Origin of the sequence: Nostoc paludosum FACHB-159 (assembly GCF_014698835.1) — a bacterium.
Taxonomy (GTDB): domain Bacteria; phylum Cyanobacteriota; class Cyanobacteriia; order Cyanobacteriales; family Nostocaceae; genus Nostoc; species Nostoc paludosum.
Map to the genome: position 1 here is coordinate 38044 of NZ_JACJTU010000035.1, position 23013 is coordinate 61056.

At 41.1% G+C, this 23013-nt stretch carries 16 protein-coding genes; 10 read left to right on the top strand and 6 right to left on the bottom strand.

What is annotated here, in order from left to right; translation table 11 throughout:
• Positions 1 to 75: 75 nt before the first annotated feature.
• On the bottom strand, positions 76 to 3309 hold the full coding sequence (locus H6H03_RS27455) for an efflux RND transporter permease subunit (protein WP_190958220.1): 3234 nt from the start codon (positions 3307 to 3309) through the stop codon (positions 76 to 78).
• Positions 3310 to 3951: 642 nt separating this feature from the next.
• Between H6H03_RS27455 and H6H03_RS27460 the strand changes: the two genes are divergently transcribed.
• From H6H03_RS27460 to H6H03_RS27470, 3 genes are all read left to right on the top strand, one after another.
• Positions 3952 to 5721, top strand: coding sequence for an FAD-dependent oxidoreductase (locus H6H03_RS27460; protein WP_190958221.1), 1770 nt, complete (start codon positions 3952 to 3954; stop codon positions 5719 to 5721).
• Positions 5722 to 5828: 107 nt separating this feature from the next.
• A complete protein-coding gene (gene patX / locus H6H03_RS27465) occupies positions 5829 to 6215 on the top strand; it encodes a heterocyst-inhibiting protein PatX (RefSeq protein ID WP_190958254.1) in 387 nt (128 codons plus the stop codon).
• A 456-nt stretch (positions 6216 to 6671) separates the two neighbouring features.
• Complete coding sequence (locus tag H6H03_RS27470) at positions 6672 to 7121, top strand: hypothetical protein (RefSeq protein ID WP_190958222.1); 450 nt, start codon at positions 6672 to 6674, stop codon at positions 7119 to 7121.
• Positions 7122 to 7445: 324 nt separating this feature from the next.
• Here H6H03_RS27470 and H6H03_RS27475 read toward each other — a convergent pair whose 3' ends face one another.
• Positions 7446 to 8345, bottom strand: a complete 900-nt coding sequence (locus tag H6H03_RS27475; protein ID WP_190958223.1) for a ferritin-like domain-containing protein — start codon at positions 8343 to 8345, stop codon at positions 7446 to 7448.
• Positions 8346 to 8717: 372 nt separating this feature from the next.
• Here H6H03_RS27475 and H6H03_RS27480 point away from each other — a divergent pair, with 372 nt between their 5' ends.
• Positions 8718 to 8918, top strand: a complete 201-nt coding sequence (locus H6H03_RS27480; RefSeq protein ID WP_073638537.1) for a hypothetical protein — start codon at positions 8718 to 8720, stop codon at positions 8916 to 8918.
• A 309-nt stretch (positions 8919 to 9227) separates the two neighbouring features.
• Here the strand turns inward: H6H03_RS27480 and glnA are convergent, their stop codons facing one another.
• Positions 9228 to 10652 (bottom strand): type I glutamate--ammonia ligase, encoded by a 1425-nt coding sequence (glnA, locus tag H6H03_RS27485; protein ID WP_190958224.1) that lies wholly within the window; start codon positions 10650 to 10652, stop codon positions 9228 to 9230.
• 357 nt (positions 10653 to 11009) lie between these two features.
• Between glnA and apcB the strand changes: the two genes are divergently transcribed.
• The 3 genes from apcB to H6H03_RS27500 all read left to right on the top strand — a co-directional run bounded on the left by apcB (position 11010) and on the right by H6H03_RS27500 (position 12439).
• Entirely contained in the window at positions 11010 to 11519 is a 510-nt protein-coding gene (apcB, locus tag H6H03_RS27490; RefSeq protein WP_190958225.1) for an allophycocyanin subunit beta, read from the top strand.
• A 177-nt stretch (positions 11520 to 11696) separates the two neighbouring features.
• Entirely contained in the window at positions 11697 to 12116 is a 420-nt protein-coding gene (locus tag H6H03_RS27495) for a XisH family protein (protein WP_190958226.1), read from the top strand.
• On the top strand, positions 12104 to 12439 hold the full coding sequence (locus tag H6H03_RS27500; RefSeq protein WP_190958227.1) for a XisI protein: 336 nt from the start codon (positions 12104 to 12106) through the stop codon (positions 12437 to 12439). The genes H6H03_RS27495 and H6H03_RS27500 overlap by 13 nt, the downstream gene beginning before the upstream one ends.
• A 205-nt stretch (positions 12440 to 12644) precedes the next feature.
• Here the strand turns inward: H6H03_RS27500 and H6H03_RS27505 are convergent, their stop codons facing one another.
• Positions 12645 to 12878: a Nif11-like leader peptide family natural product precursor gene (locus tag H6H03_RS27505; RefSeq protein ID WP_190958228.1), complete on the bottom strand. Its 234-nt coding sequence runs from the start codon at positions 12876 to 12878 to the stop codon at positions 12645 to 12647.
• 404 nt (positions 12879 to 13282) lie between these two features.
• Here H6H03_RS27505 and H6H03_RS27510 point away from each other — a divergent pair, with 404 nt between their 5' ends.
• Both H6H03_RS27510 and H6H03_RS27515 read left to right on the top strand, forming a co-directional pair.
• On the top strand, positions 13283 to 13717 hold the full coding sequence (locus H6H03_RS27510) for a DUF29 family protein (RefSeq protein WP_190958229.1): 435 nt from the start codon (positions 13283 to 13285) through the stop codon (positions 13715 to 13717).
• Complete coding sequence (locus tag H6H03_RS27515; protein ID WP_190958230.1) at positions 13718 to 14536, top strand: TlyA family RNA methyltransferase; 819 nt, start codon at positions 13718 to 13720, stop codon at positions 14534 to 14536.
• 153 nt (positions 14537 to 14689) lie between these two features.
• Here the strand turns inward: H6H03_RS27515 and H6H03_RS27520 are convergent, their stop codons facing one another.
• Positions 14690 to 14950 carry a Calvin cycle protein CP12 gene (locus H6H03_RS27520; protein ID WP_190958231.1) on the bottom strand — a complete coding sequence of 87 codons (261 nt, stop codon included), beginning with the start codon at positions 14948 to 14950 and terminating at the stop codon, positions 14690 to 14692.
• A 334-nt stretch (positions 14951 to 15284) separates the two neighbouring features.
• Positions 15285 to 16640 (bottom strand): GTP-binding protein, encoded by a 1356-nt coding sequence (locus H6H03_RS27525; RefSeq protein WP_190958232.1) that lies wholly within the window; start codon positions 16638 to 16640, stop codon positions 15285 to 15287.
• 409 nt (positions 16641 to 17049) lie between these two features.
• Between H6H03_RS27525 and H6H03_RS27530 the strand changes: the two genes are divergently transcribed.
• The gene (locus tag H6H03_RS27530; RefSeq protein WP_190958233.1) at positions 17050 to 22950 is read left to right on the top strand and encodes a trifunctional serine/threonine-protein kinase/ATP-binding protein/sensor histidine kinase; all 5901 of its coding nucleotides are present in this window, start codon (positions 17050 to 17052) and stop codon (positions 22948 to 22950) included.
• The last annotated feature ends 63 nt before the right edge of the window (positions 22951 to 23013 follow it).

Genomic DNA, 23013 nt, shown 5'->3' on the forward strand with positions numbered 1-23013 from the left:
CTTATGAAAATCTAAACGGTTCTCAGAACGCCAAATTATTAGAAGATTTGGCGTTCTTAATTGTTCAGGAATAATTTACCGATTGGCTACAGTTAATTTGATAGTAGAAGATAATTCTTCCTCTAAATTTTGGGGTTGTTTGCGGCGCAAAATACTGTAAATTACCGGTACAAAAATTAAAGTTGCCACTGTTGCTGCTAATAATCCACCAATTACAGCACGTCCTAAAGGAGCATTTTGTTCGCCACCTTCTCCTAAACCCAGAGACATTGGTAACATCCCCATAATCATAGCTCCAGCAGTCATTAATACTGGACGCAAACGGGTATAACCAGCTGCTAAAGCCGCAGAAACAGCTTTTTCTCCCATCAAACGTTGCTCGTTAGCAAAGGTAACAAGCAAAATACTATTAGCAGTGGCAACTCCGATACTCATAATTGCACCCATCAAAGACGGCACACTAAAAGTTGTGTTAGTCACAAATAGTATCCAGACAATTCCTGCTAAAGCATTTGGCAGAGCCATCATAATAATCAATGGATCGATCCAAGATTGGAAATTGACTACTATTAGGCAATAAACTAATCCAATAGCAAATATCAATCCCACTTCCAATCCTAGAAAAGATGAGTTCATCGTTTCTACTTGGCCTTTGACTATAATTGATGTTCCACGCGGCAACTTATCTTGAAGTTTGTCAACTATTTTATAAACATCACTAGCTACGCCACCTAAATCGCGACCTTGAACATTAGCGTAAACATCAAAAACAGGCTGTACGTTGTAATGATTAACAACAGCAGGTGCTTTACTACGTTGAACAACAGAAAGATTGCTTAAAAGTTGTGATGAATTGGAACCGTTAGTGATAGGTAGGCTCTGAATTTTGTCCAGTGAGTTAAGTTTATATTGGGGGACTTGTACTGCTACTGGATAACTAACACCTTTGATAGGATCTAACCAAAAATTAGGTGATGTTTGACCGCTAGAACTTAATGAAGTAAGTAGGTTATTGGCAACATCTCGTTGAGTTAAACCGCTACGTTGTGCTTGAGAACGGTCTACATTAATACGTATCTCTGGGGCATCAACAACTTGATGTAAATGAACGTCAACTGCTCCAGGGATTTGAGCTACTTGCTCATTGATTTGTTTAGCAATTTTGTAGTTATCCCGACGATTTTTAGATGGCCCTATCACCTGAATATCAATAGGAGCTGGTAAACCAAAATTGAGAATTTGAGTTACTATATCCGCAGGTTGGAAAAAGAAGGTTAATTCAGGAAATTGCGCGGTTAATTTTTGGCGTAGTTGTTTAACATATTGCCAAGTAGAATGATGTTGACCTTCTTTGAGAGCTACAAGAATTTCTCCATCACCAGGGCCTATGGTTGCTGTGTCACTAAAAGCCAGGTTTACCCCACCTACAGGTACGCCAATATTGTCGAGAATAATTTCTAATTCTTCTTCAGGAATAACTTTGCGAATTTCATTTTCAACTTGAGTAAAAATCTTTTCTGTCCTGTCAAGTCTGGTTCCCGCAGGAGCGCGGACGTGCAAGCGAAACTGACCTGCATCTACTTGAGGAAAAAAGTCTTGACCGACAAAAGGTAGTAAAACTAAAGCACTTACCCAAAAAGCACCAAATATTGCAAAAACTACACGGCGATGATTTAGAGCTTTAGCTAAAGTATTTCGATAGTTTTGACGAAATTTTTCAAATTGACGGTTAAATTGCTCGTGAATACGCCAGAAAATATTTTTTTTGCGAATTGGAGTAGATGCATGACCATTGTCGGCTAAATTTTCATGTTCAGTATAAAGATGTAGTTCCTTACCAAGCAGAAACTTTGCCAACATTGGTACTACTGTACGCGAGAGTAAATAGGAGGCAAGCATAGCAAAAACAACCGCCATTCCTAAAGGCATAAATAGCGATTGTGATACTCCAGTTAAAAAGACAATGGGGATAAAAACAATACAAATTGCTAAGGTGGAAACGAAAGCTGGAACAGCTATTTGTTGTGCGCCATCTAAAATAGCTTGTTCTAGAGGTTTTCCTTGTGCCAAATTACGATGGATATTTTCAATTTCTACTGTGGCATCATCAACTAAAATCCCAACTGCTAGAGATAGACCTCCCAAGGTCATAATATTCAGAGTCTGTCCCATCAATCGCAGGGCAATGATAGAACAAAAAATAGATAAAGGAATGGAAATTGCCACTATTAAAGTGCTACGCCAACTGCCTAAGAATAATAAAATCATGGTGGCAGTTAAACAAGCAGCAATCAATCCTTCGGTTAATACTCCGTGGATAGAAGCTTTAACAAAAATGGATTGGTCAAATAGGATATCTAAATCTAATTCTTTGGGTAATGTAGCTTGAATTTTTGGTAGTCTTTCTTTGACTCTAGCTACAACATCTAAAGTTGAAGCGCCACCATTTTTGAGGATAGTTAATAAGCTAGAACGCCTCCCATCTCGACGAACAATATTGTTCTGGACAGCAAAGCCATCATGAACTTGGGCGACATCACGTATATAAATGATAGTGCCGTTGATCTGTTTAATTGGTAAATTGTTTAAGGCTTCTAGGACTTGGGGACTGCTATTGAGGCGAACACTGTACTCGCGATCGCCTAATTTTGCATTTCCGGCAGGTAAAATAAGATTCTGGGCAGTAATAGCACTAGTGACATCTGTAGCTGAAAGACCTTTGGCAAATAGCGCCTGCGGGTCAATATCCACCATAATTTGCCGAGGTTTACCGCCATAAGGTAACGGTACTGATGCACCTTGAACAGTCGCTAACTGAGTCCGCAGAAAATTATTGCCGTTATCGTAAAGTTCTTGCTCTGATAGTGATGTGCTGCTAACACTTAGCTGAAGAATTGGCACATTAGAAGCATTGTAGCGAACTATCAAAGGAGGTGTAATTCCTGGAGGTAAACCCCGGAGAATTGTTTGAGTAATAGAGGTAAGTTGAGCTACTGCTGCTTCAATTTTTGCTCCTGGTTGGAAGAAAACTTTAATGACGCTAACACCATTGAGTGATTGTGATTCGATGTGTTCAATATCATTAACCGTGGTTGTAATAGAGCGTTCGCTGCTTGTAACAATCCGCTGTTCCATTTCTTCTGGTGAAACACCACCATAAGACCAAATCACACTGACAACCGGAATATTAATTTCTGGAAAAATGTCCGTTGCCATGCGCGTAATAGTAACTACCCCTAAGACAATAATTAGTATGGCAGTGATTACGAAGGTGTAAGGGCGACGAAGAGCAAGTTTAACAATCCACATTGTTTTTTAGTTTAAATTATTCTTTCTTCTTCAGTCTGTCAGCGTAATTTACACTCAAGTAAATTTGAATTTTGATTTTAGTTAGGGACTAAGAAATAATAAATATTCAATTGTAATTTTTCGTTACTAAATGTTGACAGTTAACTGTTAGCTCTCAACAAATTTAAGCCGGATAATTTTTTTCTTGCAGTTCCTTTATTCATTGCCAAATCAAAATTCGCTGAACGCTTTCATTTGCGATCGGCTAAATTTAAAATTAAACAGCATTTAATACGGTAATTCGATAGACTTTTAGTATTTTATGTGGATTTATCTTTGCATACAGCTGTGTAAAATGCAATATTCCGTACTTTATCAAAAATATTACGTAATATTTAATACTTTATTATAGTAGTACTTTTGAGGTTTATAGTAAGCACTTTTTTCTAGACTCAGATGCCTACGGCAAGCTGCTGTGCGTCTACGATTTTCCTAGAAAACAAGGATTAAAGTCTTGACTACGAACTTGTTTACCCATCAATTTAAACTTGACAAAAGCTGATTTCTAGAGGTAAGTGACAAACTCATAGCTTAAAAGCACAGCTAGAAATCAGCTAGATAGCAAACAAAGTTCGCAGGCTAACTGTGGTGGAGGATTTGGATATGGTTCATCAGACATATACAGCTGATGTCTTGGTTGTTGGAGGGGGAACTGGGGGGACTGCGGCTGCTATCCAAGCGGCACGACGGGGAGCGAAAACCATTCTCGTAAGTGAATTTTCTTGGTTAGGGGGAATGCTGACTTGTGCGGGAGTGCCTGCACCCGATGGCAATGAATTAGAAGCTTTTCAAACTGGCTTATGGGGTGCGTTTTTGCGAGAATTACGCCATCGACAACCAGGAGGATTAGATAACTGTTGGGTAAGCTTTTTTAGTTACGATCCCCGCATTGGAGCAGAGATTTTTGCTGATTGGGTGGGGGAATTGCCAAATCTGCACTGGATTTCTGGACAAGTACCTTTAGAAGTTTATCGGCAAGGTGATTCTATTACTGGTGTGCGCTTTGCTGATTTTGCTGTCACAGCCAAGATTATTCTCGATGGTACAGAATTAGGAGATTTATTAGCTTTAGCTGACATACCTTATCGCTGGGGCTGGGAATTGCAATCTGAGTGGGGAGAACCCAGCGCCCCAGTAAGCTTTAACTCTTTAACCGAAAGATATCCCGTGCAAGCGCCAACTTATGTGGTGATTATGCAAGATTTTGGTGAAGCCATTGCCCCAGAAATTCCAGCTGCTCCTCACGAAAACCCGTCGCTGTTTGCAGGTGCTTGGGATGGCTATGGAGCAGAGACATTTTTAAATTATGGACGTTTGCCTGGCGATCGCTTCATGATAAATTGGCCAATCTGTGGCAATGACTACGGCCAAGGGGTAGAGCGGCTGATAAAGTCAGAGGTGTCCAGAGGTGAATTTATCCAAGAATCACGCTGGCACAGTCAAAATTTTGCCCGTTTTATTCAAAATCAACTTGGCCGTCGCTATGGTTTAGCACAACAACTATTTCCTCACACTCAAAAAGCTTTTGCGCTGCATCCCTATTACCGAGAAAGTCGGCGCTTAGTAGGGCTAACTACCGTCCGAGAACAGGATATTTTGCCAATTGCTGGGGGTAGAGTTGCATCTATATTTAATGATGCAATCGCTGTTGGTAATTACGCCAACGACCATCATTATCCTGGCGTTCAATTTCCACTCCAACCAAAATCTATCCAATGGGGGGGACGCTGGACTGGGACTCCCTTTACAATTCCCTACAGTTGCCTAATTCCAGCCACAACAGATGGTTTCTTGGTTTGTGAAAAGAATATTTCTGTCTCTCACATTGCCAATGGTGCAACCAGATTACAACCTGTGGTTATGGGCATTGGTCAAGCAGCGGGGATGGCAGCGGCGATGTGTGTTGAGTTAAACTGCCAGCCAAGGGATCTACCTATCAGGGATTTACAAGCTGCTTTACTACAAGATGACCGCTCAAGGGCAATAATAATACCTTTTTTTAATCTGTCGCCTAATCGTTCGGATTGGCTGCATCACCAACTGTATTACTTAAATAATCCACTAGCCTATCCAACTAGTGGCAATTGCCATCGGTCATCTACGGATCGGTATTCTGAATCGACTTTTGACAAGGTATTAATCCCAGAAAACAAGTGTTTTCAAGGTATTTTCTACCGCTTGAGTCATCAAGAATACAGATTCACAGTCACTGCACCAGCCGCATATCAAAGGCAAAATTGGCAGCTTGTGACTTTGCGATCGCATATCAACGAACAGTTACACTCTTATCCCGACCAACAATTAATTACAGTGTGGGGCCGTCAGAATCACTTTAGTAATTGGTTATTAGTCGAACATTTAAACGAAGGATAAGAGGAGTTTATTTTCAGTAAAACACAATACTTTTTGACGAATTGTCCGGATATTCCTAGAAAAGCTAAGTATCAGTGAAGTGGAGAGTTCCAAAATAGACATCTGCTATGCGTGCTGCCATTTCACTTTTAGTTTCGAGTCTGGTGTTCGGCCCCTTAGCTTCTAACTGCCAAGCAATGGACAATCACTTACAAAGCAGAAAGTCTGTAGACGATTCTGCGACTTTTCTCAAGCTACGCCGGCTTTCGGCAATATCAAGGGCAAACAGACCCCACTTGCTACCCTACGGGAACGCTAAGAGCGAACAAGCCGGGAGACCCGTCCAACGCAGTGGCTCAACTTTCCAAGACAATCGGCTGTTTTCGATGCCTGCTTGGCAACAGTTGCTCTCGGCACAATCTGACCAAAATCCAGATGATGCGCCACGTCATCGCGGTAGTGGGCGCAGAGAAGTGATGCAAAAATTCGTCAAAAATTTCTATGCTATTGTTTAATTATCGTGGGATAATGGCTGTTTTTGCAAAACTAATTACCAGAAAACAAGATGTTGTGCTAACATCTTTTTTCACAGTTTTTCTGGCAGAGATATGTACAGTTAAGATCCGAAAATCTTCAGCGATCGCTTAGTATTTCAACTGCAATTTGCTGTATATAATAGTTGGCATAAAAGCTGGAAATCAAAAGACAAATCAAGTCAAATGCTTCGATCTACAGCATCACCAACTGATTAAAAGTCACACAACTGTTACTCGTATTTCTGGGAAGCTCTGCGTCTGAATCCTCAACTGCTTTAGAAACAGATGTTACTTAGGTTATCAATTAATTTAAAACACATCTAATTCCGATATTTTGCTAATTGGGGAACAACCTTAAGGCAACTTCTCTTTATTCCCAAATAAGTTTTTTCACAGATTGAGTACCTGGTTAACTACATCAATACATAATTGGGCATGGGGCATTGGGGAGGCAGTGACGGGTACGCAGGGGTTTCCCCAAGTGGAGGAGGCAGTGACGGATATGCAGGGGATTACCACGCCAGTTGCTTCAAGTCGGCACAGCCGGACACTAGTAGTACGCCAAGAAAACTTTGCATGGTGGCTAGCTCCAAGGGCAGAGGGGCGGAGGAGCAGAGGGGCAGAGGGGAAAGAACAAGGCACATTGAACTCTCCTCTGCACCCCTGCACCCCTGCTCCTCTGCCTGCCCCCACCTAACATTTTTGGGTTGGCAGACTACTAGTCGCTCATGGGGAAACCCCCTGCGTACCCGTCGCTGGCTCTCCATGAGCAACTGCCGTGATTGGGCACTTGTACTGACTTGTGCTGAGCGCAGTCGAAGTAGCGTTCGCGTAGCGTCTCCTAGAGAAGTCGAGGTCAGCCAAAATACGTATGGAAAGTGTTGACTGTTAACTGATGACTGTTGGCAGTTGAGCAAAGTCAGAAATTCCGAAGCTCCGGTTAGGAGTTAATGTTATTCTCCCCATACCTCTGACACCCCCCACACTCCCTATCTCCCGATCTCCTCACTCCATACAGACAAGGGATAATGAGCCAGCGCGTTGCTGGGGTTCCCACGGCAGTCGCACCCCTGCTCTTAAGCAAGCTACATGGGGGGAACCAAGTTACTCATTTTGGAAACCAAAAAGACCGCACTGGCTCCCCAAGGCCTCGCTGCTTCAGCGTTGTAGCGACTAGCGTCGCGTCTACCCACTCCCTATTCCTTCTCTTCAGACGGTTGTCTTCTGACGATTATCTTCTATTCGCTGGATGCCGTTAAGGAACATGGGCACAAACTTCTCGAAAAATGCTTGTGGATCGCTCTGCCAAGCTTTTTGTGCAACTTGAATCCTAGTAAACTGCAACTCAGGTGCTAGCAAAGTCTGGGGTAAGCGTTCCATCAGGTACTGAGGACGTTCCCAAAGCGGCATGGTATTTGCTACTTCCAGCAAGTTGGCAACTCGCCGCAGTTCGGCTCCCAAGGTGATATCCATTCCGGATTCAAAGGCCGCCTGTTCAATTGCAGTATATTTTCGCTTCGCTTGCTCTATTTTTTGCCGATGTTCTGGACTTTTACGCGCGAGTTCTGCTAACCAACGGGTACCCCAGCGCACATGTCCTGCTTCCTCCGGCAAAATTTTTTCAATTGTTTGCCGGATTTTGATGTTTTCTTCTGTTTGTGGCGCTTGCTTGAGGGCGTAAATGTGGGCGGAAAAATACTCACAGCCACGTTTTTCGGTAATGTTAATTGCTGTCAGAGCAGCAATCATCCAGTCGTCTAAGTTGCGCTTAGGATCGTAAGCGTCTTTGTCAAGCAGGCGATCGAATTCATCAATATAAGAAGTTCCGGGGGGAGTTCCAACATCGCTTCCTAGTTCGACGAGTAAATCAGTCAACCACATGGCATGACGGGCTTCATCACTAATGTGACGAGACAAATCCCGCACTAGTTCTGGTGGCTGTCCGTTGAGCTGTTCGATTAAGTCAGTCAGGTCTTTACAACTGCGTTGTTCGCTGTAGCGGTAGCGATTCAGGGTAATTAAATGGATCTGGCGATCGCATACCACCTGTTTCAAGATTTCCCTCGCACCCAAAGCATTCTGAAATTTACGTGGGTAGGTAACTGTCATAAAGTTATATAAAGTTTTATAAACTCACATTCGATCCTAACTTAGTTTTTTGTAACTGCCGTATTTCTACTGGATTAGGGAAAAAGGTGAAAGTTAAAAAAACCAATTACTCAATTTGCGCTTAAGTATCAGACCTGAAAATATAAACTTTTGTAAATGATGTTATTGCTTTTGGATAATAATTTTGAAAAATAAAATCGCTAAAAGCCTTTGCAGTAAAGCTTTTTATTTGATAAACACTCGCATTCCAGACACAGAATTCCAAAAATTAATCTAAAACGGTAGCTTATGTTACAGTTTTTTCTGTTATATTAGATTTAAGAAAGAACCCAAAAATATATATTCACTACAGAAGCAGAGAGGACTATGGTTATGTCTATCGCAGAAAAATCTCGTGCGTTAATGGTTCGCGAACATCAGCAAGTCAAGAATCGCCAACAATCAATGCTGATGCGTGCTGCACAAGAACTTGGTCTTCCTGAAGAAGCATCTCATTACTGGAACCCTATTCAAGGGAAGATAGATGCGACGACTCGGATGATTTATGGACGCAGCAATGCCACTATGAGTTAGTAGGGAGTGGGGCAGAGGAGCAGGGAGCAGGGAGCAGGGGGAAAAGAAGAAGTTTTTTATTCTTGCCTTTGCCTTTTGCTTATGCCCAATGCCCAATGCCCAACAGTAAAAAATAGCTGTTCAGCTCAGAAAAAAAGCCACCCTTCAAGGTGGCAAAATTGAAACTTTTAGCTAGATACGGTACTTAAGGGATTACCAAGAAAAATTATCCAATCTTATGGGGTGGGCGTCTTGCCTGCCCTTTGCTATGAACGGACAAGATGTCCATCCCACAAAAAAATTGAATGTTTTTTATTTGGAAGCCCCCAATTAAGCATCGTAATAGAGGTAAAACTCGTAGGGATGAGGACGCAGCTGCAACTGCTTGACTTCGTTAGCCAGCTTGTAGTCAATCCAATTTTGGATAAAGTCTTCTGTGAAGACGCCTGATTCTGTCAAGAAAGCGTGGTCGTTTTCTAGTGCTTCTAAGGCCAATTCCAAAGAACCTGGAGTTGAAGGAACCTTCGCCAGTTCTTCTGGAGAGAGTTCATAGATATTTTTATCTAAGGGAGAACCAGGATCTATTTTGTTTTTGATGCCATCAAGACCAGCACAAAGCATGGCAGCGAACGCCAAGTAGGGGTTAGAAGTAGCATCTGGACAACGGAATTCTAACCGCTTGGCTTTGGGGTTATTGCCAGACAGAGGAATACGGATAGAAGCAGAACGGTTACCTTGGGAGTAAGCCAAGTTAACTGGTGCTTCATAACCAGGTACTAGTCGCTTGTAAGAGTTGGTACTAGGGTTGGTAATTGCCAATAGTGCTGGTGCGTGTTTGAGAAGACCGCCAATGTAATACAGTGCTGTTTCACTCAAACCAGCATACTTATCACCTGCAAACAGAGGTTGACCATCTTTCCAGATGGACTGGTGACAGTGCATTCCCGAACCGTTGTCGCCGAAAATGGGTTTTGGCATAAAGGTGACGGTTTTGCCATGTTTTTTGGCAACGTTCTTGATGACATATTTGTAAATCATCAACCAGTCAGCAGCTTCGATCAACTTCCCAAAGCGGAAACCTAGTTCGCACTGACCACCTGTAGCAACTTCGTGGTGATGCTTTTCAATGGGTACACCTAAGTCGGCCATTGTCAACAGCATTTCTGTACGGATATCTTGGAAAGAATCCGTCGGCGAAACTGGGAAGTAACCTTCTTTGAAGCGTGGTTTGTAACCCAAGTTGGGTTTTTCAGCTGTACCGGCTTTACCAGAATTCCAAGCACCTTCTTCGGAGTCTAAGAAGTAGTAGCCTTCGTTGGCGGTTTGAGCAAACCTAGCATTGTCAAAGATAAAGAACTCAGCTTCAGGGCCAAAGTAGACTGTATCACCAATACCAGTGGAAACCAGGTAGTCTACTGCTTTTTGAGCAATTACCCGCGGACAACGGTTATACCATTCACCCGTGCGGGGTTCCTTAATACTACAAACTATACTTAGCGTTGGTACTTCCATGAATGGGTCGATCCAAGCAGTGTTGGGATCGAGTACCATCGTCATGTCCGATTCGTTGATCGCTTTCCAACCCCGGATGCTGGAACCGTCAAAAGGTACGCCATCAGTGAATGAACTTTCATCGATTTGGTTGTAGTACACAGTGAGGTGCTGCCAAGTCCCTACTGTATCAATGAATTTGAGATCAATCAGCTGAATTTTTTGGTCTTGGATTAATTTCAAGACTTCTTGTGGGGTTGTCATTGTTACTCCTTCTGTACCAATTTCCTAAAGTAAAACCAGAATCTTCCAAAGCATCCTAGCCCTGCTGATCTCAATCAAGCCGTGACACACCTGAAATATCTTAAATTCTAGATATTAGGGTATTTTGTAGTTTGTGTTACAGATATCTGGATTACAGGTTATATTAACCTTTCGCGGATCATCTGTACAAAACTGGAAAGTTCATCACATAGGGGTCAACTTTGGCATAGAATCCTTATGTAGTGGATAGATTGTTTTTGTGCCGAATCTATTTTTAATAGCACAAAAATTTACTGTTGCATAAGTGCAGCCAAATAAATATCAAACCATAGATAGCAACGATTGGGAGAAAAAGGAATGCGCGATGCGGTAACAAGTTTAATTAAGAATTATGACGTGGCTGGTCGGTATTTTGACCGGAATGCACTTGATAGTCTAAAGTCTTACTTTGATAGTGGTACAGCACGAGTACAAGCAGCTGCGGCGATCAATTCTAATGCTGCTGGGCTTGTCAAGCAGGCTGGTTTAAAGTTATACGAAGAACTGCCGGAACTGATTCGTCCCGGTGGAAATTCCTATACAACCCGTCGTTATGCGGCTTGTTTACGGGATTTAGATTATTACTTGCGCTACGCCACTTATGCGCTGGTTGCTGGCAACACAAATGTGTTAGATGAGCGAGTGCTACAAGGTCTGCGGGAAACTTACAACTCTTTAGGAGTACCTATCGGGCCGACGGTTCGCGGTGTGCAGATACTCAAGGATTTAGCTAAGGAACAAGTGGCAGCAGCAGGTGTGGCTGATACTGCTTTTGTAGATGAACCATTCGATCACATCACACGCGAGTTGAGCGAGATCGATATTTAGATTTTAGGGCGGACAATATACCTACCCTACAAGAATTATAAATAGCGATCGCTCTGGAAAATTAAAGTGCGATCGCTTTTTTATCAAACCTCAATTTGCTGTTTCAAATTGGCGATCGCACCTTTGTAAAATAATTTTGCTACATTAAAGCTGTGTTTTTGGAGTTGTTTTCGACTAATGCCTGCTAGAGATATTTACCATGATGCAGTCATTAAAGCGCTTACAGCAGATGGTTGGACAATAACTAACGATCCTTTGTATCTTGCTTATGGAGGTAGAGAACTTTACGTAGATATTGGAGCAGAAAGAGTTACTATTGCTGCCCAGAGGGATAATGAAAAAATAGCTGTTGAAATCAAAAGTTTTTTGAGTTTATCTCCAGTGAGTGACCTGCAAGAAGCAGTCGGACAGTATGAAATATATCGCACTGTGCTTAAAGAATTAGAGCCAAAACGCCAGCTTTATTTAGCAGTTCCCAAACGAGTTTACGAAGGTATCTTTTCCGAACGCTTTGGTCAGCTAATTCTTAATACCATAGGAATCAAACTAATTGTCTTTGACGAGCAACTAGAGAGGATTATCAAATGGATAAGCTAACTCACTATCGTGAAATTCTTCGTCAGTTGATATTTGAATATGCTAGTCACAAACCTGCTAATGGTCAAATAGAGACGGAAGCTGTCATTGACTCACAACGAGACCATTACGAAGTGTTACATATCGGTTGGGATGGTGTGCGGCGCGTACATGGTTCGGTGGTACATGTAGATATTATTAACAATAAAGTTTGGATTCAATATGATGGAACTTCCCAGCCAGTAGCGGAGGCATTATTGGAAGCTGGTATCCCGCGCGAAGATATTGTTTTGGGTTTCCATCCAGCCGAACTACGGCAATACACTGATTTTGCTGTATCTTAATTATTTTCAGTTGTGTATTCTCGAAGAAGCAAGAAGTTAGAGCGATGCCTGCTGCGAGCTACGCCTACGCAAGTTGCGAATTGTCAAAACCCAAGCAATAAAAATAGCATGGTTCTTGAGTATCAACAACCATGCTATTGTTTTGATTTATAACTTGCTTAGAAAATTCAGTTGTTCCCATACTTGAAGTTTTCTAAAGTAGCAATCATCTAGGATTAAGGTGGCGTCTAGTTCCCCATCCTGGGTTGACAATGGCTGCTAAATCTTCTTCTGACAATTTGTCGATTTCTCTGTCTAATTCTTCAAGGGTGAATTCATAGCCACGCTCGCGAGCAATCTTGATAAAAGCTTCGGGATTAGCTGTTGCTTTCAGCTTCTCTTGTAATGCTTGATCTCGCTTGACGGCTTCAAAAAGTCGGGCAGCATTTTGCTGTGTCATCTTAGCCCATCTCCTGTTTTAAATATTAGGTTTGAATGCAGAAATTTCACTCCTGCACCTTCACCAAATTTTGTCAAGAATTTTTGATTTGCTATATAGGCCTGATTTTAAAGCAAAATAAAAAAATGTGTTGATTTTGACAAGAAAATATAACTTTAAAGCCTCAAATATAGAAATTTTTAAAATTCAGCCTTCAGATAGTTGCAGTATTTACAAAATTTATCCACTGAAAGTTAGAGACGTTCCATTGCAACGTTTCTACAATCTGTTTCAATAGTGAAAAATCGTGGTAGTGGAATATGCTCCCTGATTTGCCAAAAGTATCCTCAACTAAGTTGGCGATCTAAGTTTTCACCAATGATTTAAGATTGCTATGGAAGTTGCCGATGTTTGAGGCGGTGATTATGGAAGAATTATTAACTTTGAAAGACTTGCTTCTTCAAGGCGATATTCAAGCAGCTTTGATTATAGTGGAAGAATTAGAGGAAATGAGCCGGAATGACATAATCAAGACGATTCGTAGCTATGCAGTGATTCTCTTGTTACATCTAATTAAACAACAAGCTGAAAATCGCACGACTCGCTCTTGGGAAGTCTCGATTCGGAATTCGGTTCTGGAAATTCAGCGGGAAAATAAGCGGCGTCAAGCTGGAGGCTATTATCTGGTGCCAGAAGAATTGTTAGAAATCTTAGCAGAAGCCTATTTAAATGCCAGTAATGAGGCTTCTCTAGAAGTAGAAGAAGGTCGTTATGAAGTGGAAGAATTAGAAAAGCTGGTTAACCGAGAAGAAATTATTAATCGTGCTTTGGCTTTAATCTTACCAGGAGAGTCTAGTTAATTGGTTAAACAACGACTCGATACATTATTAGTAGATTTAAATTTATGTTCTTCTCGCGCTTTGGCACAGAGGTTAATTCAGGCGGGAGAAGTTACTGTTAATCAGCAGGTAGTTGATAAACCTGGTACAGAAGTTGATATTACAGCTCAAATAAATATTAAAGAGCGATCGCCTTTTGTGTCTAGAGGTGGTGAAAAACTCTCCAAAGCTTTAACAGCGTTCGCCATTCCCGTTGCTGGTCGCGTTTGTTTAGATGGTGGAATTTCTACGGGTGGCTTTACTGATTGTTTGTTAAAAGCTGGGGCGAAACTAGTTTATGGTATTGATGTTGGCTACGGACAAGTTGACTGGCTCTTAAGAAATGATTCGCGGGTAATTTTGCGCGAACGCACCAATTTACGACAGCTACGACCAAATGATTTGTATGGCGAAAATGACGCGATTCCTGATTTAGCTGTAGTGGATGTATCGTTTATTTCCTTAACAAAAATTCTGCCTGCTTTATGGGAACTAACTCAACCTAGCCGGGAAGCTGTATTGTTAGTTAAGCCACAGTTTGAAGTCGGTAAATCCCGTGTGGGAAAAAAAGGAGTTGTGCGCGATCCTAACGACCAAGCTGACGCTATTTTCCAAGTTTTGCAAGCGGCTCAAAAATTAGGATGGAAATACAAAGGCTTAACTTGGTCGCCGATTACTGGCCCGGCTGGAAATATCGAATTTCTCCTATGGGTGGCGATGGAAAGTGAAATATCAACGCCTGATTTAGAGGCGATTAAGAACGTTGTGCAATCAGCAACAGTTGATTTGCGGAAATCTTAAAGAAGAAGTCAGAAGTCAGAATAAATTGAAAACCACTAAATCTTGACTGCGGAATGCGGCGCGAAAGATTTAGTGGGGACTAAAACTTACATATTTATCAGTCATACAGAATTCATACTGAATTCTGACTCCTGAATTCTGAATTCTATCTTACTAAACGTCGTATATTAGACACTCTACGGAATCAGGATGGCGATCGCAATAGTTTTCCAAAGAGGTTTTGTTTTGTTTTGCTTGATTTTGATGAGATTTTTCCGCTTGCAATTCTTCGACGATATCCCAAGCTACGGCACAATTAGCAGAATCACTGCCATTTAACTCACAGGCTGTACGAGCTTCACTAATGGCTTCTAAAATCGTTTGCTCAAGAGTTGTAGCCACAGTAGCTTGATTTACGTTTAAGGTTGTTGTCATGTCGCTTTCACCTTATATTTTCAAGGATATAAATCAACGGCAGAGATTCTAATGACCTTAGAAAGCTCAATATTTACAGTTTAGATACGCTTGCCAAAATTAAGTGGTGTAAACACCGTCATTTTTTGAGCAAACTTGAGTGGGGTTTACCCTCTGGCGATCTTTGCTAGAAAAAGCTATGGCATTTTCTGTTACTTGCAACAACTAGCAAAGATGGTCATGTTCTAAATCTTGCATGGGGATCGGAAATTGAGTATCGATTGTCAGAAGAGTTTGATAGAAGTTGATAAACGCTTATAAAGGGCAACAAATGAGAAACAATTATTATTTATTCTCAATACTTCATACCCAATTCTTGTTGCAAACGATACAGAATTGTGTTTTGGTCAACTTGAGAGAGAATTTCTTGAATGACGCTGCTAGCGCCTAACTGTCCCCAGGTGCAGCCTTTTTCGAGATAGATTTGAGCCGCTTTGCCAACGGAGTATGCGCCATAACCGGCGACACCAGCTTGGGCGATCGCACTACCGGCAAAAGCTGTAATATTTGTCGGATTGTCACCACTGGCGATGGCCGCTGTACTCTTGCCCAAACCCAACAGCAAGCTACTACCTAATTCTCCCAAAAGTAAGCCACCAGAACTCAACAAAATCGTTTTGAGAATTTTCCCTGCTTCATAACTAGTCATTGGTAAGCCATACAAACGCGCCAAAGCGCGGATTAAAGCCAAATCGGCAACAGTTCCGCCAAGGATATCTAAAAAGGCAATCGGATTTAAGGCTACTGCCAAAGCTTTGTATTTGGTAAATTGCCAGATGATGTCTTCGGCTTCTTGTTGGCGTAGGTCGATGGTTTTTTGGGCGATGGCCTCTTCTGCGTCTCGTGCTTGGATGAGTGCATTTAAAGCTAAAAGCGATCGCCCTTCGCGATTGAGAATGTTCAAAATTGTCTGCTTGAGTTCGTCCACTTGGGGTGGTGGTGTTTCCCATTCATAGGTGACGCGACCATCAGGCCATTCAACCCGCACTTCCATTGGTGCTGGTTCAGCCGCCACCATGACAATTTCATCAGGTAGTAGAGGTTTTGCTGGGGAATGTCCTGCACCTAGTTGCTGCAAATTTTCGTAAATTGCGGCCTTGTCTGTATCTGGATACAGGTCTATTTTGTTAAACACCAAAATTAAGGGTTTTTGCGATCGCCTTAATTCCAGCAATGCTTGATACTCAGTGCGCGTAATATCACCAGAGACAACAAACAAAATCAAATCGGCTTGACGCACTACTTCTCGTGCCATGTCTGCCCGTGATTCACCCTCAATTTCATCTAATCCAGGTGTATCAATTAACTCCACTAATACTTTATTTCCTGGTTGCCAGCGTACCGAACGAGGCCATTGGGTGACACCATTCAAGGGGCCAGTTTGGAGAATCTTGTCTCCCAGTAAAGCATTTAAAACTGCTGACTTACCACGACTCACCAAACCAAAGGCGGCAATTCTAATCACGTTAGAGTCTAGTTTGTTGAGTGTGGAGTTAAGAGTTTCTAATTCTGGTTTCAGCAAACCTGCCAATTCTGGGTTAGATGAAAGCTGTCCTGATTTACGAAGATATCCATACCAAGATAGCGCCTGTCTGAGACTAGCGCGGGCACGGTTTAAGTGAGTTTCTTGCAGGTTACGCGAACTCGACATATTATCAATACTTCAGCCTTCACTCTCTAATGCTCTTTTAATGCTCAATTACTCTACTCTCACCCTTTGAGCATGGTTTTTTGATATATTTTCATACTCAGCATTCATACTCAACTGATACTCGCCCTCTAATGAAGGAAGAGAGTAAAAGGCTATATCTATCCTAATATCTTTAAAGTTCTTAGAGTAACACTCCAATAGATACAGATTAGTTAGTTTTTACAAAAATAACTAGGTAGACATAATTAAATGTAAAAGACAAAAGTTTAAAATCCCGATAAAAACTGGCTTTTTCCTTCTGCCTCCTGCCTTCTACTTACTACTAAGTTTTTTGCACAAGCAATCTAGCCATTCCGAAATCGAGATTTGATTTGGGAATACTAAATCTGGTGTTAAATATTTGGCATTTATGATTAACGTTCCCGGATATCACCTGAGCGAAAAACTTTATGATGGTTCCAGAACCCTAGTTTATCGAGGGTATCGAGAGATTAATTCATTACCAGTAGTCATCAAGCTACTAAAAAATTCTTATCCCAGTTTTAGCGAACTAGTACAATTTCGCAATCAATATACCATCGCCAAAAATCTCAACTATCCTGAAATCATCCAAACCTATAGTCTAGAACCTTACCAAAATGGCTATACGTTAGTGATGGAAGACTTTGGAGGAATTTCCCTTAAAGATTATTTTGCCAACAATAATGTTGTATCTCTAGATGAATTTTTAGAAATTGCGATCTCTCTGTGCAATACCTTAGATATACTCTATCGCGAACGGATTATTCATAAAGATATTAAACCCAGCAATATATTAATTAATCCCCAAACTAAACAAGTTAAATTAATTGACTTTAGCATTGCATCACTACTGCCAAGAGAAACTCAAGCTTTCGTCAATGCCAATGTGTTAGAAGGGACACTAGCTTATATATCTCCAGAACAGACAGGTAGAATGAATCGGGGGATTGATTACCGGACTGATTTTTATAGTAGTGGTGTAACTTTTTACGAATTGCTTACAGGAGAATTACCATTTCCTGCGAACGATGCAATGGAATTGTTGCATTGTCATATTGCCAAAATGCCGATTGCATTAGCGAACAAGAAAGAGATTCCGCTGGTAATTTCAGATATCGTCATGAAATTGATGGCGAAGAATGCTGAAGACAGATATCAAAGTGCTTTGGGATTGAAATTTGATTTAGAAAATTGTTTACATCAGCTAAGAGAAACGGGTTCCATTGAGAGTTTTGAAATTGGACGCAGGGATGTGTGCGATCGCTTCATTATTCCTGATAAACTCTATGGCAGAGAAAGCCAAGTATCAACCCTCCTCCAAGCATTTGAGCGAGTCAGCCTTGGTGCAACAGAAATGATGCTGGTAGCTGGCTTTTCCGGCATAGGAAAAACTGCCATTGTCAACGAAGTCCATAAACCAATTGTTCGCCAACGCGGTTATTTCATCAAAGGCAAATTCGATCAATTTCAAAGGAATATTCCCTTTAGTGCATTTGTGCAAGCATTTCGCGATTTAATGGGACAATTGTTAACAGAAAGTGATGCCCAAATTCAGCAATGGAAAAACAAAATATTAGATGCTGTTGGCGAAAATGGACAGGTAATCATTGAAGTCATACCAGAACTAGAAATAATTATTGGTCAACAACCACCTGCCATAGAACTATCAGGAACGGCAGGACAAAATCGATTTAATTTATTATTTCAAAAATTTACTCAAGTTTTTGCCAGTGCTGAACATCCGTTAGTAATTTTTTTAGATGATTTGCAATGGGCAGATTCGGCATCACTAAATTTAATGCAGCTATTAATGGTTGATGCAGGTCATCTTTTCATTATTGGTGCATATCGTGATAACGAAGTCCACACAGCACATCCATTAATATTGACTTTAGATGAAATTACCAAATCACAAGCAACGATTAATACCATTACTTTAGCACCATTGAGTCAAGTGCAAGTAAATAATTTAGTTGCCGATACCCTAAAATGTACAGAAGATTTGGCATGGAATCTTTCCGTATTGATTTATCAGAAAACCAAAGGTAATCCGTTTTTTGCAACTCAGTTTCTCAAAGCATTGCATCAAGAAAATCTTATTCAATTCACCCCCCCAACCCTGCCTTACCAAGGGGGGGCTATGGGGGGGTGGCAATTTGACATTGCACAAGTGACTACTCAAGCAGTTACAGATGATGTTGTTGCTTTTATGGCATTGCAATTAGGAAAATTACCGCCATCAACTCAACAGGTATTGCAGTTAGGTGCTTGTATTGGCAATCAGTTTGATTTAGAAACTTTGGCTATTGTTTCGGAATACTCACAAATTGAAACGGCTGCTAGTTTGTGGAAAGCATTACAAGAAGGGTTGATTTTACCAATTAATGATGTTTATAAGTTTTATGTCGGGCAAGAAACTCAAACAGTTAGTCAAGAAAATCAACAGACTGTTACATACAAATTTATACATGACCGAGTACAGCAAGCGGCTTATTCTCTGATTCCCGATGAGCAAAAACAGGCAACTCATCTCAAAATTGGGCAACTGCTACTGAAAAATTCACCAGTTAGAGAACAGAATGAAAACCTGTTTGAAATTGTCAATCAACTTAATATTGGAAAATCGCTGATTATTGAACCAGAAAAGCAAATAGAACTGGCTCAACTCAATTTGAATGCTGGGCAAAAAGCTAGAGCTGCAACAGCTTATACTGCTGCATTGGAGTATGCTAACACAGGCATTGGTTTACTAAACTCTCTTAAGTGGCAAACACACTACAACCTCACCTTGGAACTGCATGAACTAGCAACAGAAACTGCCTACTTGAGTGGAAATTTTGAGCAGATGGAGCAATGGGCCGATGTTGTTTTGCAGCAGGCAAAAACCGCTATTGACAAAATGAAAACCTATACTGTCAAAGTCCACGGTTATATGGCGCAAGCCAAAAAACTAGAAGCGGTCAAAATTGGATTAGAGGCTCTGGAATTAGTCGGGGTAAGTTTACCTAAATCACCTGAACCCTCAGACATCCAGCAAGCACTTACTCAAACTGTAAGCAATCTTCAAGGCAAGAAAATAGAAGATTTAATTAACTTGCCCTTAATGACAAATCTTGAGAAGTTAGCAGCTACCAAGATGTTAGCAACCATGTTCACTCCTACTTACCAAGCTGCACCTGCACTTTTGCCTTTAGTGACATGTGAATTGATGAATTTATCACTTAAATATGGTAATTCACCATTTTCTACTCCTGGTTACGCTTTTTATGGAATGTTGCTTAACTCAGTATTTCAGGACATTGAATCGGGTTATGAATTTGGCAAGTTAGCTATCAGTCTAGCAGAACAATTTAATGCTCTAGAGATCAAAGCCCAGATATTCCATTTAGTAGGAGCGTTTTCAATCCATATCAAAGTTCACGCCAAAGAAGCATTACCCATTATGTGGAATGGCTATGAAATTGGACTGGAATGCGGAAGTTTTGAATATGCTAGCATCTCGGCCATGATGAAATATGAATACTCCTATTTTATGGGTAAAGAACTAACAGTAATGGCACAGGAAATGGCTGTTGTTAGTGATGCCCTGGCTCGGCTCAAGCAAGAAAATGCTCTACGTTGGCATCAAATTTCTCAACAGTCAGTATTGAACTTGTTAAATCCATTAGAAAGTTCGTGTAGTTTACGGGGTGAAGCTTATAACGAAGAAATATTTTTGCCATTAATGAAAGATATTAATGATAGAAGTGGACTTAACTACTTGTATCTTAATAAATTAATTCTTTGTTACTTGTTTGGAGAATACCAAGAAGCACAGGAAAATGCACTGCAAGCTGAACAATATTTAGATGGGGTACAAGGAATTATGTCAGTTTCAGTATTCCATTTTTATGATTCTTTAACGCAGCTAGCTCTCTACCCATCGATATCCCACTCGCAACAAGAACATCTTTTCAGTCGAGTAATTAACAACCAAGAAAAGATGAAACTATGGGCAGACTACGCGCCGATGAATTTTCAGCATAAATTTGATTTAGTTGCAGCCGAACAGTGTCGTATTCTCGGTAAAAAAGCCGACGCAATGGACTATTACGATCGCGCCATTGCTCTTGCTCAAGAACACGGTTATATCCAAGAAGAAGCCTTAGCCAATGAACTCGCCGCTAAATTTTGCCTCGACTGGGGCAAACAGCGCATTGCTCAAAACTATATGATTGAAGCCTACTACGGCTATGCTCGCTGGGGTGCTAAAGCCAAAGTCGCCGACTTGGAAAGACGCTATCCGCAACTTCTCGCCCCCATCTTGAAGCAAACACGTTCTCTCCTCTCCACTAACGAAACTATCTTCTCCTTGGGAACTGTTAGCCCCACTAGTTCCGCCACATCTAGCAGTAGCAGCGTCTCTGTGGCTTTAGATTTAGTGGCAATTCTCAAAGCTTCTCAAACTATCTCTGGCGAAATCGAATTTGAAAAACTCCTGTCATCATTGCTTTCTATCGCCATTGAAAATGCCGGAGCTGATAAGTGCGTGTTAATGCTGATGGAGTCAGATAAATTACTGATTCGGGCATTAGCGCAGTTGTACTTAGAGAAAAATGGAAATACCAAAGTTGATTGTTCTGCCAGGTTGCTTAAATCAGAGCCTGTTGAAGAATCTATCGATGTGCCAATTGGTTTAGTTAATACTGTCAAACGCAGTTTACAACCAGTAGTGGTTATTGATGCTAGGGCATATCCGCAATTAATTCATGACTCCTACATTCAGCAACAGCAGCCCAAGAGTATTTTGTGTAGCCCGATTTTACATCAAGGCAAGTTGCTGGGGGTGTTGTACTTAGAAAACAATTTAGCGACGGGGGCGTTCACAAACGATCGCGTTGAACTACTAAATTTCCTCTGCACTCAAGCTGCCATTTCTATAGAAAATGCTCGACTGTATGAGCGATCGCTACAATATTCTCAACAACTACAGCGATCGCTCGATGAGTTGAACACCGCACAGTCTCGCTTGCAAACATCCCAGCAACGCCTTCAGTTATTGGTTCAGCAAACCCCACTAGCAGTGATAGAGTGGGATAATAATTATCAAGTTACTGACTGGAACCCAGCAGCAGAAAGAATCTTTGGCTACAGCAAACAAGAGGCTTTGGGTTGTGAATTCAAATTCATTATTCCTCAAAAGATTCAAGCAGAAATGGAGCGAGTCAGCGTCAAGATTATATCGCACCAGGGCGGCAATTACAGTATCAATGAAAATATCACAAAGGATGGCAAAATTATTATTTGTGCTTGGTATAACAATCCGCTTGTGAGTGCGGATGGTGAGTTAGTTGGAGTTGCTTCCCTGGCAGATGATATTACCGAACAGCAAGTTGCGCTACACGAACAGAAAGTTGCTAAATTGCAACTTCAACAAAAAGCCCAAGAGCTAGAAACTGCTTTACAAAACCTGCAACAAGCACAATTACAAATGATCCAAAGTGAAAAAATGTCTGCTTTGGGCAACTTAGTTGCTGGTGTGGCTCACGAAATGAATAATCCTTTGGGTTTTATTGCTGCCAGTATTAAACAAGCTAAACCCACTGTTGCTGATATTGTTGAACACCTGAAAATCTATCAAGAAAGTTTCCCCAACAAAAGCGACGAAATTCTGGATCATGCCGAAGAAATTGACTTGGAATATAGTTTAGAAGACTTACCAAAAATTCTTGATTCCATGACAATAGCTTGCGAGAGATTAAAAAGTATTAGTACCAGTCTCCGCACTTTCTCTCGTGCTGATAAAGATTACAAAGTGACATTTAATATTCACGAAGGCATCGATAGCACAATTTTAATTTTGAAGCATCGCCTCAAAGCTAACGAACAACGTCCAGCAATTGAAGTGACAACTCAATATGGCAATTTACCTCAAATTGAGTGCTTCCCTGGACAATTAAATCAAGTATTTATGAATATTTTAGCTAATGCTATTGATGCTTTAGAAGAATCAAATAACGGGCAGAGTTTTGAAGAGATTAAAGCAAATCCCAACAGAATTAAAATTACTACCTCCCTCGAAGACAACCAAGTAAAAATTTCAATTTTTGATAATGGTATTGGCATGAGCGAATCAGTCAAACAAAAAATATTTGACCATTTATTTACTACGAAATCTGTAGGAAAAGGGACAGGGTTAGGATTGGCGATCGCCCACCAAATTATAGTAGAAAAACACGGCGGTTCCCTCGAATGCAACTCTTCTCCCGGACAAGGTACAGAATTTGCGATCTTAATTCCAATTCGATAGTAAGTAGAGGGCAGAAAGCAGGTGGTCACTGAGCGTAGTCGAAGTGAGGCAAAAGGCAGAAGG

Bases quoted from the DNA above. Each gene is read 5' to 3' on its own strand.
- H6H03_RS27480 (WP_073638537.1), top strand. From the start codon at position 8,718: ATGTCTATCGCAGAAAAATCTCGTGCGTTAATGGTTCGCGAACATCAG.
- H6H03_RS27455 (WP_190958220.1), bottom strand. From the start codon at position 3,309: ATGTGGATTGTTAAACTTGCTCTTCGTCGCCCTTACACCTTCGTAATC.
- H6H03_RS27460 (WP_190958221.1), top strand. From the start codon at position 3,952: ATGGTTCATCAGACATATACAGCTGATGTCTTGGTTGTTGGAGGGGGA.
- H6H03_RS27495 (WP_190958226.1), top strand. From the start codon at position 11,697: ATGCCTGCTAGAGATATTTACCATGATGCAGTCATTAAAGCGCTTACA.
- H6H03_RS27525 (WP_190958232.1), bottom strand. From the start codon at position 16,640: ATGTCGAGTTCGCGTAACCTGCAAGAAACTCACTTAAACCGTGCCCGC.
- apcB (WP_190958225.1), top strand. From the start codon at position 11,010: ATGCGCGATGCGGTAACAAGTTTAATTAAGAATTATGACGTGGCTGGT.
- H6H03_RS27470 (WP_190958222.1), top strand. From the start codon at position 6,672: ATGGGGCATTGGGGAGGCAGTGACGGGTACGCAGGGGTTTCCCCAAGT.
- H6H03_RS27500 (WP_190958227.1), top strand. From the start codon at position 12,104: ATGGATAAGCTAACTCACTATCGTGAAATTCTTCGTCAGTTGATATTT.
- H6H03_RS27505 (WP_190958228.1), bottom strand. From the start codon at position 12,878: ATGACACAGCAAAATGCTGCCCGACTTTTTGAAGCCGTCAAGCGAGAT.
- patX (WP_190958254.1), top strand. From the start codon at position 5,829: ATGCGTGCTGCCATTTCACTTTTAGTTTCGAGTCTGGTGTTCGGCCCC.
- H6H03_RS27520 (WP_190958231.1), bottom strand. From the start codon at position 14,950: ATGACAACAACCTTAAACGTAAATCAAGCTACTGTGGCTACAACTCTT.
- H6H03_RS27475 (WP_190958223.1), bottom strand. From the start codon at position 8,345: ATGACAGTTACCTACCCACGTAAATTTCAGAATGCTTTGGGTGCGAGG.
- H6H03_RS27530 (WP_190958233.1), top strand. From the start codon at position 17,050: ATGATTAACGTTCCCGGATATCACCTGAGCGAAAAACTTTATGATGGT.
- glnA (WP_190958224.1), bottom strand. From the start codon at position 10,652: ATGACAACCCCACAAGAAGTCTTGAAATTAATCCAAGACCAAAAAATT.
- H6H03_RS27510 (WP_190958229.1), top strand. From the start codon at position 13,283: ATGGAAGAATTATTAACTTTGAAAGACTTGCTTCTTCAAGGCGATATT.